Below are 16,455 nucleotides of genomic sequence, written 5' to 3'. Positions count from 1 at the left end.
GGTTCTGCCCTGAGTGCACGGACGTTTCGCCGCGCATCGAACGTCACGAACGGATAATCGTCCGTATTGCGCGGACCTTCGCCGGCGAAGGCGGAGAGCGCGTGCGGGCCGCCGAGATACTGGCCGAGCAGATCGATCGGTGTCTCGAAACCAAGCGGGCGCACAACGTGCCTGATCGCGGGATCGCGGAGCCGCGCGGCGAGCGCCTCCGTATCGAGACGGCCGCCATCCCTCGTTCCAATCAGCGCAAGCATCGGTGTGCGGACGCTGTAGTGATTGAGCCAGGCCGAGCCGTCGGGATAGACGTCGAGAAAGCCGCGGATAATGGTGCGCAGCGAGGGCAGATCGAGCTGATACAGCGGCAGCCATTGGCAAAAGATCCCTCCGGGCGCCAGCCTGCGTTTCACGGCTCCGAAATGTTCCATGGTGTAGAGCGCGCCGCTGCCGTCCAGCGCGGGATGAAACAGGTCGGCAATGATCACGTCATGCTGGCCGGTATCCGCCGCGACGTAACGGCGGGCATCCGCCACGGTCACCCGCGGCGCGGAAGCCGGCGGCGGATTGACGAACCAGGGCAGCAGGTCCACCACTTCCCGGGAGAGTTCGACGCCGCGCGCGCTGACACCAGGCATCTGCGCGCCGCCGACCAGGGTGGCGCCCGTACCGATGCCCAGGAACAAGGCCCGGTGCGGGGCCTCGTGAAGCAACAGCGGCAGCATCGCCTGCCTGTAGTCGGATCGCGTTGAACTCGTCCCGCCCATGCGGAAATGCCCGTTCACCTCGAGGTAGCGCGTACCTGCGGCATCGTCGACGACGCTGGCCGTCGCCATCGGCCCTTCACGGACCGCAAGCAGCGCTCCACCCGGCGGCACGCGCGTCAATGATGGCGGAGGATTGAGCCAGAGGACGAGCGCGAAGACCAGCGGTGCGGCGGACCACAGCAATGCCGGTCGGCCGGGCGGCAGCAGCAGCAAATAGCCCAGCGCGACGGGAAGCAGCGCCATCCATGCGCCAAAGGCCGGAATCAGGAATTGCGCCGCCACGAGCGGCGCGATGCAGGCGCCAAGACTGTTGATGCCGACCGCCGCTCCGACGGAGCCACGCTGATCGCTCACCCGTTGCGCCAGCAGGCCGAACAGTGCGCCCATCGCCGTCGCGGGTATCAGGAAGAGCGATATCGCCACGGCCAGTTCGCCGTATACGTCCGCAGGCGATGCGATCTCGGCCAGGCGGCCGGCATAGGGCGCAAGCGCCGCAGTCGTGATGCAGGCGAACGCCGTTGCGGCGAGCAGTCCGCGGAGATTTGCATCATTCGCATCTCGCCCGGTCCGCTGCCAGAGCAGGCTCCCCGCGGCGGTGCCGAGCAGGTACGCGGCCAGCAAGCCAGCGAAAGTGTAGACCGTGTCCTCCATCACCTGCGCGGCGAGCCGGACCACGAGGACCTCGAATGCGATTCCGAACAGTCCCGTGGCAAACAGGGTGATCGTGAGCCGCAAGTCTCGAATTCGTTCCGGCCGCTGGTTTTCGGCATCGGCTTGGCCCGCCCTCGATCCGAGCGCGAGCGCGGCCAGGGCGCAGAACGCGTTGACGCCGGCGAGGCAGAGCAGCGTTCCCGAAAATCCCAGCGCCGGGATCAGCAGGAATGTGGAGGCGAGCGTTCCGGCCAGGGCCCCGGCCGTGTTCGCCCCATACACGCCTGCCGTGACGCGGGCCTCGCAGCGCGCTTCGCGCGTCATCCGTTCCAGGGCGGTCAGGGTCCCGCCCATGGCCATCGTTGCGGGGAGCAACGCCAGCGTTGGCAGCGCCAGGCTGCCGGCCCAGAGCAGGACGGGAGACGGTTCGGTGCCGAGCAGAGGTGACAGGGCCCGGCCGGCTGCGGGGAGGAGCCAGACGCTGATCAGGCCCCAAACAGCGATGACGGCTTCAACGATCGCATAGACGCGCCATGGCGATCTCGAGCGGCGGATCAGCCGATCAAGCGCGAACGCGCCCAGGGCCAGGCCGCCGAAAAATCCGGCAATGACGCCAAGCACCGCCATCATCTCGGTGCCCAGCGCAAGGCTCAATTGGCGCGTCCACACGATCTCGTAGCCCAGGCCCGCAAAGCCCGACGCCGTCACGATCGGGATCAGCGCCCAGCCGTGGCTTGCAGCCTGACGAGCACGCACTGATGCAGCCTCGTCCTGCACCACGTACCCGAACCGCTCTGCCGAAGCGACCGCGGTGCTGTCCGGCTCAGATTGCATTCCCCCTCACTCCTGTTTCGAACGCGACCGGCTGGGCGGTCGGAGCCGGGGTCTTGGGTCGGCCGAACTCGTGCTCTCAGTCAATCAAAGCATCCGCGCTGTGTCAGATTTTTATAGTATTTGTGACGGCCGGTCGGTGCCGGTTGCTTTGAAAGCCGGTCGGCGTGGCCCCGCGAGTCTGATGCGATCAGAATCTCGCCGCCACCGTCAGCCGCACCGCCAGCGGCTCGGCCGGATGGACGTGGCGATCAGCGACGCCGTCGATGGGCTCTCCGGGCAATCGCGACAGATAATAATACTCGATCTGGTTGGTCTGGGCGTTGAAGAGGTTGAGCACGTCGAGTTGCACCCGCAGGCCATTGTCGAACTTGTAGCCGGCGCGCGCATTGAAGATCAGCGACGACCGCGAACGGACACTGTCGTCCTCGATGAGAGGACGCGGACCGAAATAGCGCGCCTTCAGCGCACCGAACCAGCCGGTGTCGCCGCCGAGCGTGATCGCGCTGCTGGCCACCCACGCCGGTGCGCCGGGGATATAGGCCCCGGCGGGGTCGAAATCGGTGAAGCGGGCGTGGGTCTGGGCCACGTCGAGATCGACCGTCATCCACGGCAACGGCTTGTACTGGTTCGTCCACTCGATGCCGACGCGGCGGCTCGGCCGGCTCGGCTCCGTTGTGCCGGCGTCCCCGACGAACAACAGCTCCGAGTCGAAGTCGAGCACGAATACTGCCAGCGAGCTGGTGAGACCCTCGATCACCCTTGTGCGAATGCCGAGTTCGGCGCCGCGAGAACGCACGAGCAGCGGCACGCGGTCGAGCGGGGTTACCTTGTCGTTGGGATCGACGGAGATGGTCGCGCCGCGGATGTCGTTGCTGTGCAGGCCGTAGCCGGCATTGCCGTAGAACTCGGTCTTGTACCAGGGGCCGAGCACGAGACCGGCCTTCGGGCTCGCCATCGACGCCTGCGCGTTGCCCGAATTCTCCGGCGTATCGCTGAGGACGTGTCCGGCGAAAAAATCCTCGCGGATGCCGACCGTGGTGCGCAGCCAGTCGGTCCAGCGCGTGGTCGTGTCGGTCCAGAGGCCGACATTGCCCTCCTGCACGCGGTCGTCGCGCACGGTCGAGAGCCATGAGCGCTGCTCGGTCTTGAACAAGCCGACATGGATATCGTCATAGCGGCTCTGCACGCCGACGCGGGTCTGCGATTCGAGGCCGGCGAAGCGCCAGTCGAACGCATGCCGCGCATCGAAGCCGCCGAGAGTACGACCGTCGAGCTGGCTGAACTGGTCGCCATTGACGGGGTTGTCGAGAAAGTAGGTAAAATTGTTGAACAGCCGCAGGTCGGAGCGCACGATATAGGCGCTGACACTGGTCTGTCCGTACTCGCTCGACTGCGCCCAGTTACCGGACAGGCTGAATCGGCTGGAGGTGCCGCCATCGGTCGGATCGAGCGTTCCGAGACGGTTGATCAGGCCCTGGTCGATCGCGCGTTGCGGAACCTGGTCGGTCGAATTCCAGCCGTTGGAATAGGCCATCGCCGTCAGCGTCAACCCGTCGGTAGCAGTGCCCTGGCTGTAGCGCAGGACGCCGTTGAGCTTGCGGACATCGTCCGGCACGTCCCACGGTCCGTCATACTTGTTCGCTTCGATCGCCGCCAGCAGCGTGCCGGCACCCACCGCGGTCGATCCCGCTGCCAGTGCGCGGCGATAGCCGAAACTGCCGAAGGTCATCTCCGCGATGTTGTTCGGCAGCTTGTTGACGTAGTCGATCGCCACGGCGCCGGCGGATGCGAAGTCGCCCTGGTCGGCGAAATACGGTCCCTTGCGGACGTTGACCGACTGGATCAGCTCGGGGATCAGGAAATTGATGTCGGCGTAGCCTTGCCCATGCCCATGCGTCGGCATGTTGACGGGCATGCCGTCGACGCTGATCGCAAGATCGGTGCCGTGATCCAGATTGAAGCCGCGCAGAAAGTACTGGTTGGCTTTGCCCTCGCCGGAGTGCTGGGTGACGATCAGGCCCGGCACCACTTCCAGTGCCTCGCCGGGCCGCGAGAACGGCACCGCGTTGACCTCGCGGCCGCTGATGCGGATCGCGCTGGCGGCGGTGGGCTGCAAGGTGGACGAGCCGACCGACGCCGCACCGGCCGCGGCGCCGCCCTCGGCCGTGTTGTCGGTGCGAGCGGCGGGCTGATTGCGCGGATCCCCGCCTTTCGGCGGTCGTTTGCGGGCGAGCCGTTTGGGATGCTGATGGTCTGGCGCCGCAACGGTGACCGGCGGAAGCTCGGCGGGCGCGCCGGCACTGCGCTCGTGGGCCGCGGCCGGAAGCGCGCACAGCGCGGACGATGCAGCGGCGGAAAACATCCGCAACAAGGCCCCACGCACTTCCACGCCTCCGCACGACAACCAGTTCAGCAAGGTCAGATCATAGCGGGTGAGTATGACGATGCAGCAACAAGATCATACTGGCCCCAGACGGCCATGTGAAGCAGCGGAATGCCGGGATCGCAACAGGCCGTGGAAACATCAAGGAGGTGACCGGCGCTTCGCACAGGTGTCACATCGGCAACCGATAAGCTTGCTCCCCTCGGCGAGCTCTGCCTGGCAAGCCCCCGCTTGTCTTGCGTACCCAGGCCGCCAGCTTTCTTGACTGAGAATCTTGCGCGTTGCTGTCGACTGGCCAATGACGAGGAACATGAGAGGGCATAGGGCGGCGCGGCGGATAACCGTGCGGCTCGCGCTTGTGCTGGCGCCTTTGCTCGGTGTTTCCGGCTCACCCTCGGCGCTGCCGGCGGATTTTTCGGATGTCGACGTGCCAGGCCTCGTCGGGCCGGAGTCCGGCCGCCCACTCTGGGATTCACCCGCGACGTCGGCACCGGCAGTCAACCCTGCCGCGCTATCGCAGCCTCCCATCAGGCGCGACGCGATGAGGGGCAATCCGCTCTGGGCAGTCCCGTTCGCGACCCTGTCGGACACGCGCGAGCGACCGATCTTTTCGGCATCGCGCCGGCCGCCGCCGGCCGCCGTTTCGGTAGCTGCGCCGGAGGCGGCGTCACCGCCGCCAAGCCCGCCGCAAGTTGAGCTGCAGCTTTCGCTGGTCGGAACCGTTAGCGGCGGCGACCAGAGTATTGGGATATTTGTCGACCCGGCAAGCAAGGCCACGCTGCGTCTGAAGGTCGGCCAGGATTATCAAGGCTGGAGGCTTCGTTCGGTGGATGGCCGCGAGGTGACAATGGCGCGCGGCGACGTCAGCGAGACGTTGAAACTCCCAAAGCAAGGCGAGGGCGCGCCCCCAATCGGGCAAAYGGTTGTGGAAAGCGCGGTGAGACATGGAAGCTCGCACACGCCGCAATATGACTAACTGGCCCGGCGTTCGTGCAATGAATGCCTTTGTCGGTCGGATAAGCCCAAAGGTGCGACCACGGGTGCGACCGGAAAGTCATTGATTGTTCTGAACCCGTGGCTGCCTCTTAATCGGCGGGTCCCAGGTTCAAGGTCTTCGTGCTCGCCTTCATGTTGGGAAAAGCGCATTCCTCGGTCGCGACAGGCCCAAATGGTCGCGCAGTGTCGTTCCCTGATAGTCGGTGCGGAACAGGCCTCGCTCCTGAAGTATCGGCACCACGAGCTGGACGAAATCCTCGAAACCTTCGTGGAAATACGGCGGCATCACGTTGAAGCCGTCGGCGGCGTAGTCGTCGAACCATTGCTGGAGCGTATCGGCGATGCGCTCGGCCGAGCCGCACAGCACCCAATGGCCACGTGCGGCGGCGGTGAGATTGTAGAGATCGCGCAACGTCATGTTCTCGCGCCGCGCCTTGGCGAGCATGACGCTGGCGAAGCTGTGATAGCTGTCGGACGGCTCGAGATCGGGAACCGGTCCATCCAGGTCGTAGGCCGACATGTCCCGGCCGAAGCGATCGGAAAGAATGGCGATTGCGTTGCTGCCGCTGACGAAGCTCTGTAGCACATTGAGCTTTTCGAACGCTTCCTTGTCGGTGCGGCCGACGATGGGCATCACGCCCGGCAACACGGTGACGTCCTCCGGCTTGCGGCCAAACGCCGGCAGGCGGTCCTTCAGTGACGCATACCCGGCCTTGGCCTCGCCGATGTCCTGCACCACCGAGAATACGATATCCGCGGTGCGCGCGGCGAGCGCCTGTCCTGCCTCGGAGCCGCCGGCCTGGAGCACGACCGGATGACCCTGCGGACTGCGGCCGATGTTGAGCGGGCCCTTGACCTTGAAAAATGTGCCGTCGTGATCAATCGATCGCAGCCTGGCGGGATCGATGTAGAGCCCGCTGGCGCGGTCGGCGACGATCGCGTCGTCGGCCCAGCCGTCCCACAGCCCGCTGACGACATCGAGGAATTCGCCTGCCATCTCGTAGCGGCGGGCGTGGTCGGGATGGGTGGTGCCGAAATTGGCGGCGGTTGCCGGATTTGCCGTCGTCACCGCATTCCACGCGGCGCGGCCGTTGCTGATATGATCGAGCGAGGCGAACACGCGCGCGACCGTGAACGGATCGCTGTAGGTGGTGGAAACGGTGGCGCCCAACCCGATATGGCTGGTCGACGTCGAGAGCGCAGCCAGCATCGTCAGCGGTTCCAGCCGCAGCGTGTAGGAGGGATGCGCGCTTGCATCGGCGTAGAGATTGTCGCCCATGAAGATCAGGTCGAACTTGCCGCGCTCGGCGGTGCGGCCGATCTCCTGGATCGCGGCGAAATCCTGGAAGCTGTCGACCGCGCCGGGATAGCGCCAGCCGGCGACGTGGCTGCCGGTGCCCAGGATGAACAGCCCGAGATGCATTTGCCGTTTCATGGCGTTAACTCCAGAACAGGATTCTGCGTTCGAGGAAGCCGATCAGCCCGAAGAAGGCGAGGCTCGCCGCCGATGCCACGAAGATCGCCGACCAGACCTGCACGAAATCGATCTGCAGCACGGCCTGGTAGATCACCCAGCCGAGGCCGCCCTCGGCGCCGAGCATCTCGGTGACGATCGCGACGATGACGCTGCGGACGGTCGAGACGCGCATGCCGGCGAGCAGCAGCGGCAGCGCGGTCGGCAGCCTCAGCCGCCACAGGATGCCGAGGCGGCCGGCACCGAAGCTGCGCATCAGGTCGATGGCGCGGCGATCGACGCGATCGAGCCCCGCCAGCGTCGACAGCAGCACGGTGAAGCTCACCGCCATCGCCACCATCACGACCTTCGAGCTGATGCCGATCCCGAACCAGAGCAGGATCAGCGGGGAATAGCCGACCACGGGCACCGAGTTGATCGCGGTGGCGAGCGGCAGGATGACCGCGCGGAGCGCTGGCAGCATCGCGATCGCAACCGCGAGGCCAATGCCGATCAGACAGCCGAGCCCATAGCCGACCAGCGCCTCGAGCAGGGTGTAGCCGGCGGCATCCGCGAGCGGCGCGCGCTTCGACCAGACGCCGGCCAGGATGTCGCTGACGGCAGGGAGGATATAGGCCGGAAGATGCAGTCCGCGTGCCGCGCCTTCCCAGCATGCGACCATGATGACGGCGCCGAGGATGCCGCGCTGCACGGCGAGCGAGGAGGACGTCAGCGCGCCGTTCATTGCTCGGCGCTCCAGAACACCAGGCGCCGCTCGATCGCGGCGACGACTGCATAGAAGCCGGTGCCGAGCAGGGCGGCTGCGAGCAGCGCGCCCCAGATCGCCACCACGTTCTCGGTGAACATGGCTTGCAGCAGCAAGACGCCGAGGCCGGTGGTGTCGCCGAACCACTCGCCGACGATCGCGCCGACCAGGCTCAGGGACGCGGCGAGCCGCAGCGCCACGAAGATCTGCGGCAGCGCGGTCGGAAGCTGCAGGCGCATGAGGAGCTGGCGATTGGAGGCGCCAAAGCTGCGCATCAGCGCCACCTGCCTGGGATCGACGGTCTCGAGGCCGAGCAACGTGTTGACGGTGACCGGAAAGAACGTGAGGTAGAACGCGATCACTGCCTTGGCGAGCAGCGTGTTGCCGAACCACAGCACCACCAGCGCGCCGAACGCGATCACGGGAATGGTCTGCGACACCACGAAGATCGGAAAGATCATCTCGCGCAGCGCGCGTGCCCGGAAGAACGCGATGCCGGCGAGCACGCCGAACGCGCCGCCGGCGGCAAAGCCGATCAGCGTTTCGGCGAGCGTGCGCAGGAAGCCGTCGATATAGGGGCGCGGCGTCGCCGCCATCGTCATCAGGATCGTGCTCAGCCGCGGCAGATAATAGGGCCGGATGCCGAACAGCAGCACTGCGCCTTCCCAGACGACTGCCGCGACCGCGAGACCGAGCAGGAGCCGGATCAGCTTGCGCAGCCAATCCGGTATCGTGATCGACCGCGCACTCGCGCGGCCGTCACCAAGCGATGTCGCCGCAGGGCTGCTCACGGCAGCCGGTCCGCCGCAGGGATGCTCTGGATGAAGCTGGCGTCATAGGCGGCGGCAAGATCGAGCGGCTTGGAGATCACGCCGTACTTGAGGAAGAAGTCGTGGGCGGTCTTGACCGCATCGGCGTCGATCCAGAACATCCCGTTCTTCGCGGCCGCGCCTGCGGTCATCAGACGCTTCACTTCGGTGAGCATGAACTCCTGCTGCGCGCGGTCGAGCGTCGGGGCTACCGCCATCACGGTATCGACGGCACCCTTGGGATCAGAGAAGGCGTCCTTCCAGCCTTTCAGCGACGCGCGCAGGAACGCCTTGACAAGCTCCGGCTTCTCCTTCGCCGTCGTCTCCGAGACTATCAGTGTGTCGCGCGGGAAGGTGATGCCGTAATCCTCGGCGACGAAGGTCTTCAGGCTGTCCTTCGGCATCCGCGACTGGATCGTGTAGAACTCGTTATAATAGGTCGCGGTGATCACATCGACATTGCCGTCGACGAACGGCGTCACCGACACCTGCTGCGGCTGGATCTTGAGTTCGTCGGCCTTGATGCCTTCCTTGGCCAGCATGCCGTTCAGCACGTGGTTGGCGCCGGTGAACCAGGTGGTGACGGTCTTGCCCTTGAAGTCCTGGAGCGTCTTGACCGGTCCGTCCTTGCGGGTGACGAAGATGAACGGCGTGATCTGGTGCGACACGCCGATGCAGACGATTGGAAGTCCCTTGTCGCGGGCCGCGAACACGCTGWCGGTGCCGCCCGACAGGCCGAACGTGTCGGCGCCGGTTGCAACCAGATTTTCCGTCAGCAGGTTGGGGCCGCCGGGATTGATGGTGAGATCGATTCCTTCCGCCTTGTAGTAGCCCTTGGCGGCCGCGACATAGAAGCCCGCGAACTGCGCCTGTGGCAGCCATTTCAGGCGCAGGCTCGCCTTCTGCGGCTCGGCCGCGGGCGCCGCCGCGACAAGCGAGCCGGTTGCCAGTGCGATGGCGGAGAGGACGGAGAAGGCGTGGCGTCGGCTCAACATGGTCATACTCCAGACGGTGAAAATCAATCGCGATAAGATGGATCGGTGCGGTCGAGCTGGCGCATCAGAGCGGGCCATTCGCGTTCGCCGGGAACGAGGATGTCGCCCTGCAACTCCCAGAACTGCCGCGCGGCCTTCTCGCAGACCTCGTGCGGCGGGATCACGAGCCTGGCGCCTGCCGCGGCGGCGGCCTGCATCTGCAGCTGGATGCGGGCGGCACGCTCGAAATAATACAGCAGCATGAAGGCCTCGCCCGCGGTCCGGCCGACGGTCAGGATGCCGTGGTTGCGCATCAGCATGACCTTGTGCGGGCCGAGATCGCGCACCAGCCGCGCCTGCTCGTCGAGATCGATGGCGACGCCCTCGTAGTCGTGGAACGCCTGCCGTTCGTAGAAGCGCATCGCGAACTGGCTGAGCGGCAGCAGGCCCTTTTCCTGGCCGGAGACGGCGACGCTGGCGTCGGAATGCGTGTGCAGCACGCAGGCGGCGTCATGGCTCGACTGGTGGATCGCCGCATGGATGACGAACGCCGCGACATTGACGCTGTGCGGCGTATCGTCGAGCGTCTCGCCCTTGGTGTTGATCTTCACCAGGCTCGAGGCGGTGATCTCGTCGAACAGCAGGCCGTAGGGATTGATCAGGAACTGGTCGTCATGGCCGGGAACGCGCAGCGAGATGTGATTGTAGATCAGATCGTCCATGCCGAGCTTCGCCACCATGCGGTAGCAGGCGGCAAGCCTGACCCGCGCCTCCCATTCGGCCGGATCGAACCGCCGCGCGGCGGCCGGGAGCACCGGGCTCGCTGACGAGGGATTCACGTCGCCTTCTCCTGTGCGATTGTGGACTGGAACGATTTCATGCTCTCCTCCTCGATCGCGTCGAGCAGCGTGCGCTTGAGGCGGATGAATTCGGGAGCGGTGACGATATCGGGCCGGCGCGGCCGCGGCAGATCGACGAGCTGCTCGAGCTTCACGGAGCCGGGGCGGGCGGTCATGACCAGCACGCGGTCGCCGAGGAAGATCGCCTCGTCGACGTCATGGGTGATGAACAGAATGGTGCGCCGGTACTTTTGCCAGACGTCGAGCAGCCAGCGCTGCATCATCGCCCGCGTCAGCGCATCGAGCGCGCCGAACGGCTCGTCGAGCAGCATCAAGTCGCGTTCGAACAGGAAGGTGCGCATCAAGGCCACGCGCTGACGCATGCCGCCGGACAATTGATGGGGATATTGCTTCTCGAAACCGGCGAGGCCGAACTCGGGCAGCATCTTGAGCGCCTTGGCGCGCGCCTCCGCCCGCGGCACGCCTTCGACCTCGAGCGCGAGGATGGCGTTGTCGATCACGTTGCGCCAGGGAAACAGCAGGTCGCGCTGCGGCATGAAGGAGACGCGGCCGAGCAGGTCGGCGGCATGGCAGCTCCTGCCCTCGAAGCGCAGGATGCCGCCGGCATCGGGCTCTTCCAGTCCTGCGACGATATTAAAGAGCGTGCTCTTGCCGCAGCCACTCGGACCGACCACCGTGACGAACTCGCCGGGGGCGATGCTGGCGGTCAGGCCCGCCAACGCGGTCACGGCACCGTAGGTCTTGCTCACCGCGCCCAGCTCGAGCAGCGGCGCGGGCTTTTGCGCCCCGTTCGGCGAGGCCCCATCGGGCATGGCTTGGGTCTGGGCTTGGGTCTGGCGCGCGGCCGGCACTGGATTGGCTGCCTTGTATAATGATGGCCGCCTTGCGCATACGAAGGCCGCCGGTCCTGAAATCTCTTAGCAACTCGTGTGCCAGCGGCAGTTTCGGCGGAATAGGCATGAAATTTGCCGGACTTCGCTGTCTAATGCGGATGAGTCGCCGGCTTCCCGGCGCGAAATCAGGTCGGTTCGGTGGAGTTTGGCCTGAATTTGTATACGTGAATCGAATATTGAGGAACAAGATGACGGGCCTTGGTGCACAAAGCGGAGGCGGTCGTGCCAAAAATGGTGACAATCTGCTGTCCGTGGGGGCCGGGATGACGCTCGCGGAGAGCCTGCGTCAGAAGCTCGAGGGCGCGATTGCGGCGGGACATCTGGAGCCTGGCAGCCGGCTTGACGAGCAGGAGATCGCGCAGCGCTTCGGGGTCTCGCGCACGCCGGTGCGGGAGGCGTTCCGCCTGATGGCCGCCAACAATCTGGTCGAGTTGCGCGGCCGGCAGGGCGCGACCGTCCGCGCCATCAAGGCGCAGGCGCTGATCGAGATGTTCCAGGTCATGGCCGAGCTCGAAGGGCTCTGCGCCCGGCTTGCCGCACGGCGCGTATCGCAGGCCTGGGGTGACGAGATTTCAGAGATCCATCAGAGACTTATATCTGCCAGCGAGACCGGCGGCATCGATCTGTTCTACGATATCAATCAGGAATTCCACGAGGCGATCTACGAGGCCTCGCGCAACGCCTTCCTGGCCGACCAGACCCGCAAGCTGCGCAATCAGGTGGCGGCCTATCGGCGCCGGGTGACGCGGATGCCGAACCGGATCGCCGATACGATCCGTGAGCACGAGGCGATCATGCAGGCGATCCTCGCCCATGACGCGGAGCGGGCGCACAGCGCGATGCGCGATCACGTCAACCTGCTCGGCGACAATCTGCTGGACTTCCTGGCCGCCTTCGAATGACCAGCCGGCTCTTGGTATGCAAATTGCTTGATATTGTATATCAAGATTTGCATTCTGGAGACGTTGCGTGGAACTGAAGCTCACGAACAAGACGGCGCTGGTCACCGGTGCGTCCAAGGGTATCGGGCTTGCGGTCGCCGAGGTGTTCGCCGCCGAAGGGTGCCACCTGCATCTGGCGGCCCGGAACGGCGAGGCCATGATCCAGGCCAAGCGGGACCTCGAGGCGCGCCATGGCATCAAGGTCACCGTTCATGCGCTCGACCTGTCGAGCACCGAGGCGATGGAGCAGCTCGCCGCCGCGGTCGGCGACATCGACGTCCTCGTCAACAATGCCGGCGATATCCCGGCCGGATCGCTGGAGATCCTCGATGATGCCGCCTGGCGCCGCGGCTTCGACCTCAAGGTGTTCGGCTACATCACGCTGTCGCGCCTCTATTATCCGCGCATGAAGGGCAAGGACGGCGTGATCATCAACATCATCGGCAATTCCGGTGAGAACTGGGATGCGAGCTACATCGCGGGCTCGACCGGCAATGCGGCGCTGATGTCCTTTACCAAGGCGCTCGGCGGCAGGAGCCTCGATCACGGCGTGCGCGTCGTCGCCGTCAATCCGGGGCCGGTCGCCACCGACCGCATGCTCAAGATCATGAAGCGCAAATCCATCGACATGCTCGGCGACGAGAGCCGCTGGGAGGAGCTGTTCGACAAATATCCCGGCAAGCGTCCGGCGACGTCGGAGGAGGTCGCCGATCTGGTCGCCTTCCTGTCCTCGCCAAGGGCCGCCTACATCACCGGCACGGTGGTGACGATCGATGGCGGCATCGCCTCCCGCGGCTCCGTGATCTGAGGCGGCGTAGCGATGCCTGAATCCGCAGCACTGATCCGCAACCGTTATTTCGACGAGCTGTCGGCGACGCCGGGGCTCTACTGGCTCGGCCAGAACACCAACCACATCGAAAGCCACCCCGCGGTGCGCGAGGCGATGCTGCGCTCGATCGAGCAGGGCGAGTTCAACGCCTATGCCCCGCCGCTCGGCTTCGAGGCGCTGCGCCGCGCGATCGTCGCCGATCTCGGCACGCCCGGTGCGGAGGCGCTCGTCACCGAAGGCGGCGTCAATGCGCTGGCGATGATCTGCCGGGCGCGCTGCAAGCCCGGCACCACGCTGGTGACCACCGATCCGACCTGGAAATGGCCGTGCCTGTTCGCCCGCCAGCAGGGCGCCGAGGTGATCGAGATCCCGATCTACGATCCCGCCTGCAATTACCGGCTGACGGCCGCGGCGCTGAAGGCCCATGTCGACGAGCGCACCGCGATCATCTATCTCGTCGATCCCAACAATCCGCTCGGCATCCGCTATACGCGCGAGGAGATCGAGAGCTTTGCCGCGATCGCGCGCGATTGCGGCGCGCTGCTGGTGCATGACTGCACCTACCGCGATTTCGCCGATGGCCACACCCCGGCGCTGCACGTGGCGCCGCAAGGCGCCGTCGTCTCCATGAGTTTTTCGAAATGGCTCGGGCTCGCCGGCTTGCGCATCGGCGCACTCGTGGCCGCGCCTGACCTGTTCGAGGAGCTGGCACAGGTCTCCACCAGCGTTCTCGGTGCCAGTGTGATTGCCCAGCGCGCGGCGCAGGCGGGTCTTTCGGTCAAGGCCGAATGGATGAAGAGGGTGCGGAGCATCGACCGGGCCAACAAGGCCATGATCGGTGAAGCCGCTGCCGCGATCGAAGGGCTGGCGCTGCCGATCATGCCGTCGCACGGAAATTTCCTGGTGCTGGAGACCATCGCGGCGGGGATCCGCCCCGAGGCGCTGGTCGAATGCTATCGCCGGCAGGGCATCATGATCCGCCAGGGTACCTACCACACGCAGCGTTTCGGCGACCGGTTCGTGAAGGTCTCGACCTCCGTGCCGTCAGGCTGGGTCGAGAAGTTCTGTACGCTGTTGCCGGAGATGGTGGCGCAGGCGCGCATGCTCAACGACCTGCCGCCGCAATTCTAGGGACGATGCCGATGACGATGATCACGACCAAGGACGGCGTGAAGCTCTATGTCGAGCAGGCGGGCGAGGGCACGCCGATCCTGTTCATCCATGAATTCGGCGGCAATCACGCCAGCTGGGAGCCGCAGCTCCGCTACTTCAGCCGCCGTCACCGCTGCATCACCTACGCCGCACGCGGCTATCCGCCATCGGATGTGCCGGAGAGCGTGGAGGCCTATTCGCAGGCGCTCGCCGCGGACGATGCGGTTGCGGTGCTGGATGCGTTGAAGATCGAGAAGGCGCACATCGTCGGGCTTTCGATGGGCGGCTTCTGCACGGTGCATTTCGGGTTGCGCACGCCGGAGCGTGCGCTGTCGCTCACGGTCGCCGGCGCCGGCTATGGCTGCGAGAAGGAGCACGAAGACTATTTTCGCGGCGTCTCGCTCGAGGTTGCCGACAATTTCGAGCAGCAGGGCGCCAAGGAATTCTCCAAGATCTACGCGCTGGGCGCGAGCCGCGTACAATTCCAGAACAAGGATCCGCGCGGCTGGCAGGAGTTCGCCGATCGCCTCGCCACCCATTCCGATCGTGGTGCTGCCAACACCATGCGCGGCGTGCAGGCGCGGCGGCCGTCTTTCTACGATCTCGAAGACGGTTTGAAGAAAATCATGGTGCCGACGCTGGTCGTCGTCGGCGACGAGGACGACCACTGCCTGCAGCCGGGCATCTTCCTGAAGAAGACGCTTCCGGCCTGTGGCCTGTCGGTGTTTCCCAAGACCGGCCATACCCTCAATCTCGAGGAGCCCGCGGCGTTCAACGCGCTGCTCGCCGAATTCCTGGCCCAGGTCGAGGCCGGGCGCTGGCTGCCGCGCGATCCGCGCGCGCTGCCGGGCCAGATCATGCGCACGAAGTAAGACCGATGGCTGCCAACTCCCTGATCGATCCCGATCGGCTCTGGACGCGATTGATGGCGCTGGCCGAGATCGGGGCGACGCCCGCCGGTGGTGTCGACCGTCAGGCCCTGAGCGATGGTGAAATCGCGGCCTGGCATCGCGTGATCGCCTGGGCGGTGGAAGCGGGCCTGACGGCGTCGACCGACGCGGCCGGCAATCTGTTCCTCACGCTCGCCGGACGTGACCGTGCGGCGCCGCCGCTGCTGGTCGGCAGCCATCTCGACAGCCAGCCGACCGGCGGCAAGTTCGACGGTGCGGCCGGCGTGATGGCGGCGCTCGAGGTCGTCGCCTCGCTCGCCGCGCGGGGCGAGATGCCGGTGCGTGACGTCATCGTGGTCGCCTGGATGAACGAGGAGGGCTGTCGTTTCGCCCCCGGCATGATGGGCTCGGAAGCGTTTGCGGGCGAGCGCAGCCTTGCGGCCATTCGCGCTGCGCGCGATGCCAGCGGCATCAGCGTCGGCGAGGCGCTGGACCGGCTCCATGCGGCCTTTCCCGATCTGCCGCACAGGCCGCTCGGCTTTGCCGTCGGCGCCTATCTCGAACTGCACATCGAGCAGGGCCCCTTGCTGGAAGCGGCGGCATGCACGATCGGCGTCGTCACCGGCATCCAGGGCAAGAAGACCTTTCAGGTGGTGGTCGAAGGCGCCGAAGGACATGCCGGGACCCTGGCTCAGCAGGACAGGCGCGATGCGCTCGCCGCGTTCGCCCGGATGGCGGCCGCACTCGATGCCGAGATCGGCGCGATCGATGCCGACATCAAGTTCACCATCGGCCGCGTCACGGTCGAACCCAACGCGCCGTCGGTGGTGCCGTCGCGGGTGACCTTCAGCATCGATCTGCGCCATCCGGACAATGCTGTCCTTGGGGCGGCGGGCGCGCGTATCGCGGCGCTCTGCAGCCGGCATGCGCCGCCGTGCCGGGTCACGGTGACGCCGCTGGTCGACGCGCCCTCCAATGCGTTCGATCCGCGCTTGCGGGCGCGGATCGCACGGGCCGCGCGCGACCAGGACGTCCCGGCCATGGCCATCCTGTCGGCGGCCGGCCACGACGCGCGCCATCTGAGCAAGCTGTGTCCGGCGGCAATGATCTTCATCCCCTGCCGGGACGGTGCCAGTCATGTCGAGCACGAATGGGCGGAGCCTGCCCATGTCGCCGCCGGTGCCTCGGTCCTGGCGGAGGTCTTGCATGGGCTTGCGTTTGCCGGGCAGCTCTTTGCCCCAGGCATGTGAGAAACTGCAATGA

At 66.0% G+C, this 16,455-nt stretch carries 14 protein-coding genes; 6 read left to right on the top strand and 8 right to left on the bottom strand.

The genetic code is table 11. From position 1 onward, the window contains the following. Positions 1-2,246: spermidine synthase (locus tag ACXJL8_RS12420; protein WP_456685053.1), on the bottom strand; the 2,246-nt coding region annotated here is incomplete at its 3' end. A 187-nt stretch (positions 2,247-2,433) separates the two neighbouring features. Continuing rightward, positions 2,434-4,608 carry a TonB-dependent receptor gene (locus ACXJL8_RS12415; protein ID WP_456623475.1) on the bottom strand — a complete coding sequence of 725 codons (2,175 nt, stop codon included), beginning with the start codon at positions 4,606-4,608 and terminating at the stop codon, positions 2,434-2,436. A 364-nt stretch (positions 4,609-4,972) separates the two neighbouring features. Here ACXJL8_RS12415 and ACXJL8_RS12410 point away from each other — a divergent pair, with 364 nt between their 5' ends. Next, positions 4,973-5,605 (top strand): hypothetical protein, encoded by a 633-nt coding sequence (locus ACXJL8_RS12410; protein ID WP_456685052.1) that lies wholly within the window; start codon positions 4,973-4,975, stop codon positions 5,603-5,605. A gap of 150 nt (positions 5,606-5,755) precedes the next feature. Here the strand turns inward: ACXJL8_RS12410 and ACXJL8_RS12405 are convergent, their stop codons facing one another. The 6 genes from ACXJL8_RS12405 to ACXJL8_RS12380 are packed head-to-tail and all read right to left on the bottom strand — an operon-like array spanning position 5,756 to position 11,299. Beyond that, on the bottom strand, positions 5,756-7,060 hold the full coding sequence (locus ACXJL8_RS12405) for an LLM class flavin-dependent oxidoreductase (RefSeq protein ID WP_456623459.1): 1,305 nt from the start codon (positions 7,058-7,060) through the stop codon (positions 5,756-5,758). 4 nt (positions 7,061-7,064) lie between these two features. Further along, positions 7,065-7,823, bottom strand: coding sequence for an ABC transporter permease (locus ACXJL8_RS12400; RefSeq protein ID WP_456623460.1), 759 nt, complete (start codon positions 7,821-7,823; stop codon positions 7,065-7,067). Continuing rightward, the gene (locus ACXJL8_RS12395; protein ID WP_456623461.1) at positions 7,820-8,635 is read right to left on the bottom strand and encodes an ABC transporter permease; all 816 of its coding nucleotides are present in this window, start codon (positions 8,633-8,635) and stop codon (positions 7,820-7,822) included. The genes ACXJL8_RS12400 and ACXJL8_RS12395 overlap by 4 nt, the downstream gene beginning before the upstream one ends. Next, positions 8,632-9,648, bottom strand: a complete 1,017-nt coding sequence (locus ACXJL8_RS12390; RefSeq protein ID WP_456685051.1) for an ABC transporter substrate-binding protein — start codon at positions 9,646-9,648, stop codon at positions 8,632-8,634. Before ACXJL8_RS12390 ends, ACXJL8_RS12395 begins: the two co-directional genes overlap by 4 nt. A gap of 23 nt (positions 9,649-9,671) precedes the next feature. After that, entirely contained in the window at positions 9,672-10,466 is a 795-nt protein-coding gene (locus tag ACXJL8_RS12385) for a class II aldolase/adducin family protein (RefSeq protein ID WP_456623463.1), read from the bottom strand. Beyond that, the gene (locus ACXJL8_RS12380) at positions 10,463-11,299 is read right to left on the bottom strand and encodes an ABC transporter ATP-binding protein (RefSeq protein ID WP_456623464.1); all 837 of its coding nucleotides are present in this window, start codon (positions 11,297-11,299) and stop codon (positions 10,463-10,465) included. Before ACXJL8_RS12380 ends, ACXJL8_RS12385 begins: the two co-directional genes overlap by 4 nt. Positions 11,300-11,643: 344 nt before the next feature. On the opposite strand from ACXJL8_RS12380, the gene ACXJL8_RS12375 reads away from it, so the two are divergent. From ACXJL8_RS12375 to ACXJL8_RS12355, 5 genes are all read left to right on the top strand, one after another. After that, positions 11,644-12,282 (top strand): GntR family transcriptional regulator, encoded by a 639-nt coding sequence (locus ACXJL8_RS12375; protein WP_456685050.1) that lies wholly within the window; start codon positions 11,644-11,646, stop codon positions 12,280-12,282. 67 nt (positions 12,283-12,349) lie between these two features. Continuing rightward, a complete protein-coding gene (locus ACXJL8_RS12370) occupies positions 12,350-13,129 on the top strand; it encodes an SDR family oxidoreductase (protein WP_456623466.1) in 780 nt (259 codons plus the stop codon). Positions 13,130-13,141: 12 nt separating this feature from the next. Continuing rightward, positions 13,142-14,281, top strand: a complete 1,140-nt coding sequence (locus ACXJL8_RS12365; RefSeq protein ID WP_456623467.1) for a pyridoxal phosphate-dependent aminotransferase — start codon at positions 13,142-13,144, stop codon at positions 14,279-14,281. An 11-nt stretch (positions 14,282-14,292) separates the two neighbouring features. Then, entirely contained in the window at positions 14,293-15,174 is an 882-nt protein-coding gene (locus tag ACXJL8_RS12360) for an alpha/beta fold hydrolase (protein ID WP_456623468.1), read from the top strand. A gap of 5 nt (positions 15,175-15,179) precedes the next feature. Further along, positions 15,180-16,442: a Zn-dependent hydrolase gene (locus tag ACXJL8_RS12355; RefSeq protein WP_456623469.1), complete on the top strand. Its 1,263-nt coding sequence runs from the start codon at positions 15,180-15,182 to the stop codon at positions 16,440-16,442. Positions 16,443-16,455: the final 13 nt, after the last annotated feature.

It is taken from the genome of Bradyrhizobium sp. P5_C11_2 (assembly GCF_054049755.1).
This window is presented reverse-complemented; position numbering and strand designations above follow the sequence as displayed.